Annotated in this window: 1 protein-coding gene, 4 tRNA genes and 1 pseudogene; all 6 read left to right on the top strand. The window is 38.6% G+C overall.

Annotation, left to right across the window (positions count from 1 at the left end):
• A pseudogene (locus tag HP456_RS24880) lies at positions 1–369 on the top strand (hypothetical protein); the annotation flags it as partial.
• Between the two features lie 276 nt (positions 370–645).
• A tRNA-Lys gene (locus HP456_RS22190) sits at positions 646–721 on the top strand.
• Positions 722–729: 8 nt separating this feature from the next.
• A tRNA-Glu gene (locus tag HP456_RS22185) sits at positions 730–801 on the top strand.
• Between the two features lie 166 nt (positions 802–967).
• A tRNA-Asp gene (locus tag HP456_RS22180) sits at positions 968–1,044 on the top strand.
• Between the two features lie 47 nt (positions 1,045–1,091).
• A tRNA-Phe gene (locus HP456_RS22175) sits at positions 1,092–1,164 on the top strand.
• 354 nt (positions 1,165–1,518) lie between these two features.
• A partial coding sequence (locus tag HP456_RS22170; protein ID WP_172255149.1) for a M23 family metallopeptidase occupies positions 1,519–2,869 on the top strand: 1,351 nt, incomplete at its 3' end.

Genomic DNA, 2,869 nt, shown 5'->3' with positions numbered 1-2,869 from the left:
GTCCTCTCCATAATCAGGTCAAATCATGAACAATACACTCAAAAGATAATCCGCTGCTCCACGACCCTCTCTCAAAAAATAATTGAACTAGAAGAATACTATCAAGATAACAACGAAATACAAGTCAAAGAACTGAGAAAAATATTTAAGCGAATAATGAAGGGCCATTGTCCATTAAATCAATTTATTTTAGATTTATATGGGATTTCTAAAGAAGAAATGATTAAAGGTATATTCTGTGAACGGTGCAATAAATGTCCTCTAAAAAGAATACATGGACGATGGAAATGTGATTATTGCAGTTGGACCTCGAAAGATGCTCATAAGAGGGCTTTAGTGATTTTTATCTATTATATGGAGAAGAAATAACCAGCAGAGAGCTCCAGGGATTCTTACTTATCAGGATATTAAATGATTTAAAAGTTAGTAAGAAAGAAGTATGAAAAGTACAGTCTATACATTAAATTACCCTCAAAATGGAAATGGAACAGAGCGTTAGATAAGGTGCTCTGCTTCTCTTTTATCCTCAAAAAAAATTTTCAACAAAATTCTACAAAAAACTATTGCCCCCACCCTCCTTACGTGATAATATTAATTTCGTTGTCACGAAAGCCGTCGCGAAACTTTCGTGTTGATATATATTGTGAGCCATTAGCTCAGTTGGTAGAGCATCTGACTTTTAATCAGAGGGTCGAAGGTTCGAATCCTTCATGGCTCACCATTTTGCATGGCCCGTTGGTCAAGCGGTTAAGACACCGCCCTTTCACGGCGGTAACACGGGTTCGAATCCCGTACGGGTCATATCTTTACATTTTCACTAGATTCATTGTTTGGCAGCTTTGTTGTTTAAGTAATTGTTTAGGTGACGTAACGAATGCGGTGAAGATTCCTAGTTTGCTGTCACGATTAAGGTGAAATATTTTCTCTCGCAATTAATGATAATTATTTCGCTAGCGCGAAAAACTTTGGTCCGGTAGTTCAGTTGGTTAGAATGCCTGCCTGTCACGCAGGAGGTCGCGGGTTCGAGTCCCGTCCGGACCGCCATTTTATTCTCGTACGATTCATGTCCAACATTAAGTGGACCTATACGCGGCTCAGTAGCTCAGTTGGTAGAGCAATGGACTGAAAATCCATGTGTCGGCGGTTCGATTCCGTCCTGAGCCATCTACAAAAAGTACTGCGATGACTTTGACTCTCGTAGTACTTTTTTATTATGGTTTTGTAACAGTAATGTAACAAAAATCTACAAAATTCCACTTTTTCCTTCTGTAAGAATATTTCCCCTCTGTGTCCTTATCCCTAGGTATAGTAAGGGTTTTCACGTGAAACTCATCAAAATGGTTCATTGGATATGCGGGTAATTATACAGTTTTATTACAATCAAGATACTTTTCCCCGTATTTCGTCGAATTATGGTAAATTAGTAAAGTACAAATTTACAAGAATATTTACTAAAATTAGGCATAATGAACGACCAACACAGTGATTTTTGCTTTTTAGTTTACAGGAGGCAAGACAATGAAGTTTGGAGAACGCTTATTACCCAATTTAGAAAAATATAAGAGCCGCTCATCTCAATTAATGAAGAAGGCAGCGATCACCGCACTTGCTCTTTCAACTCTTACATTATCATCTGTTTCTGCAGAGGATTCATCGGATAAAGAGCTGCAGACCATTTATCATGTTTATATAAACAGTCAATATGTTGGTGCAGTGACCAATCAGGACGAAGTGGAGAACATGCTTGAAGATAAGCTTGAGGATGCGGAAAAGAAGTATGCTAATTATCAAGTCACCTGGAATAATGACATCACATACATACCTGAGAATGTTTTTACGTCAAAAACAAATAATCAGGAAGTTATAAATCGTATCACGAAGACTATGGCTGTTGAAGCGAATGCTTATGCATTGGTTGTCGACGACAAGCCGGTAGCCTATGTAAAAGACAAAGAAGCTGCTGACGAAACGTTGAAAAAGATCAAGTTAAAATATGTTTCTGAAGACGAACTGAAAGATTTAGAAGCGCGCAAAAAGGATTCTCATTCTTCTCTACCCGCATTAAAGAAAAATGAAACACGTTTATTGGATGTTTCATTTAAAGAAAATGTGGATGCTGAAAATGCGAAGGCAGATCCAAAAGAAATCATTTCTTCAGACGAGGCTGTCAGTCTTCTGCTTAAAGGGAATTTGGAAGAGAAGAAGTATAAAGTCGTGGAAGGCGATGTTCTTGGTTCAATTGCTGAGGACCATAAATTGACGACTGCCGAACTTTTAAAGCTTAACCCTGAAATGGATGAAGAGGGTGCTTTAAAAATTGGGTCAGAATTGAAAGTAACAGTGAATAAGCCGTTTATTCATACGGTCGTAAAAAAAGAAGTAAATAAGATAGAAAAAATTGACTATGATAAGAAAGTTGTTGAAGATTCTTCCATGAATAAAGGCGATACGAAAGTGAAGCAGGAAGGCGAAGATGGGGAGAAATCAGTTACCTTCGTTTCAACAGAAGTAAACGGATCTCAAACCGAGAAGAAGGTTACTGAAGAAAAGGAATTAAAAAAACCTGTTAAATATATCGTCATCAAAGGAACGAAAGAAACTCCTTCACGCGGATCAGGCAGCTTTGCGTGGCCGACAAACGGAGGTTATATTTCTTCAAAGCAGGGTCCTCGCTGGGGTAAAGTGCACAAAGGGATCGACATTGCCCGTCCAAGTGACAAGACAATCAAATCTGTCGATAACGGGGTTGTCGTTTCTGCCGGCTGGGATGACGGCGGCTATGGTAATAAAGTCGTAATCGATCACCAAAATGGCTATAAAACGATTTATGCTCACCTGGATTCTATCTCTGTATCCGCTGGTCAAACGA

Origin of the sequence: Bacillus haikouensis (assembly GCF_013179555.1) — a bacterium.
GTDB classification, from domain to species: Bacteria; Bacillota; Bacilli; order Bacillales; family Bacillaceae_B; genus Rossellomorea; species Rossellomorea haikouensis_A.
The sequence above is the reverse complement of the archived record's forward strand: the minus strand, read 5'-3'. Positions and strand labels throughout refer to the sequence as shown.